Here is a 1,808-nt window from a genome sequence, read left to right on the forward strand (position 1 = left end):
CTCCCACTATAAAGTAATGTTTTCTCCTGTTTTCTCACTAAATCTCAGTATTTCAACTTTGACGCTTAAGCGGCAGTCGTGGAGAATGTATCCTATGCATCGATTTTCGATCAGAGCGTAGGCGGGAACAGAGCTTAGGATGTCGGATTCCAAAACTTGTGAAATAGTTTATGATCGCACAGGTGGATATCCATATTCCCCCTCGGGGCTTACCCTCCCATGTCACGCTGGGTCTATGCCCTTACATTCCTTCGTTCTGCCTCTCAAGGGGATGGATGCCGATTCTTGCTCCTTTACGGGGTCGTAGCCCTTATGGAATGTAGTACTTCGGCTGCTCCAGTGCTTCCATTGTCTTAGTTGAATTGCGAGAATGCTGAGGATTACAGGGTCTTTGCTTTGGTCAAGCCGACATTTGCATCTGAGCCTGACGAACCGGCCCAATCACATCACTTGCGCAATACTCTTTCTGTTTTGTCCCCAATGTAAAGAAGACTCGGACCAGCTTTCCGCATAACGCAATAAGGGATTGTTTCTTCTTCAGTGGGTTCTGGCTTCTTGTTGTGTAGTGCTGATGTAACGCCTTGAATGCGGCATTTTTAGCCACCATCGGCAAGACTGCCCGGAACAGCAGGGCTCGGAGGCGTGAGCGCCCGCGCTTGCTGATCCCTGTTTTGCCCTTTCGCTTGCCTGAGCTGTTCTCTTTCAGGTTCAGGCCCGCCAGACGAATGATCTGTTGACCATGGTCGTATTTGCTGAGATCCCCGACTTCGGCCAGAAACCCCGCTACCGTTACCACTCCGACGCCCGGCACCGTCAGCATCTGAGCAGTTCCGGGAATGCTCTCCAGAATCTGCATCACCTGGGCCATGATCGTTTCCAGTTGTTCACGGAACAGATCGAATTGCTGCAGTAACGCGGTCAGTTCCACTCGGGCTGCTAATACGCCTTCCGTTAGCCCAATCGAGGTAGAGGCGGTAGCGAAGAGCTTCTCCGCTCGCCGTATTCCCACGCCGCGCTTCACTTCTATCTTCCAGCGTTCCAGCACGCCCCTGGCCCCCTTTGCGACGATCTCAGCGGGCAGCGGAAACTCTCTCATCGTCATGAGCGAAGCTTTCCCGTCCCAGTCCTTGAAGACGCTCATGTACTCCGGAAAAAACCGATCGAACCAATTCCCGATTCGACCTTTCACTTGCATGAGGCTTGCCGACACCTTCTCGCGGAGATTCATCAGGACCCGTAGATCTGCGTATTCCTTTGCCGGTAGATTCGGTTCAGAATACTTCCCGTTGCGAATGAGATCGGCGATCACTTTCGCGTCCTTGTAATCGCTTTTCGTTTGCGAGTTATCCTCAAGTTCCTTGCTTTTGTTAACGTGGTGCGGATTTACGACGACAATTTGGATGCCTTGCTCCTCCAGAAACGCCGCTAACGGGAACCAGTAGTGTCCGGTGGGTTCGATGCCAAAGACGATCTCCGTCTTCGCATACCGCTGCCCAAGCTCCTTCATCCACGCTGCTAGTTTCGTCAGCCCTGCTGCATCGTTGTGAAACGTACATTCCTTTCCAAGCTCAATGCCGCGAAAATCTACCGAACGAGCCACATGGTCTTTCTTTGCGATATCTGCTCCAACGACCAACGTGGATTCGGTAATTCGTGTAATCCGTTGAATCTGCTTCTGCTTAAGCTTATACTTCATTTTGAGCGCCTCTTTCGTATGTGGGTTTTGTTCTTGCCGGAACGTTTCCCAGTATACAAGAGGGGCTTTTTGCGTTCAAAGCTCAAATTACTTCATTACAGGAATGGCTCCT

The 1,808-nt window shown here is 51.2% G+C and carries 1 protein-coding gene; it reads right to left on the minus strand.

Annotated elements, in window-relative coordinates:
• Positions 1-400: 400 nt before the first annotated feature.
• On the minus strand, positions 401-1,696 hold the full coding sequence (locus tag KXG62_RS33740; RefSeq protein ID WP_218096386.1) for an IS110 family RNA-guided transposase: 1,296 nt from the start codon (positions 1,694-1,696) through the stop codon (positions 401-403).
• Positions 1,697-1,808: the final 112 nt, after the last annotated feature.

The sequence above is a fragment of the Paenibacillus solanacearum genome (genome assembly GCF_910593845.1).
Taxonomy (GTDB): Bacteria; Bacillota; Bacilli; order Paenibacillales; family NBRC-103111; genus Paenibacillus_G; species Paenibacillus_G solanacearum.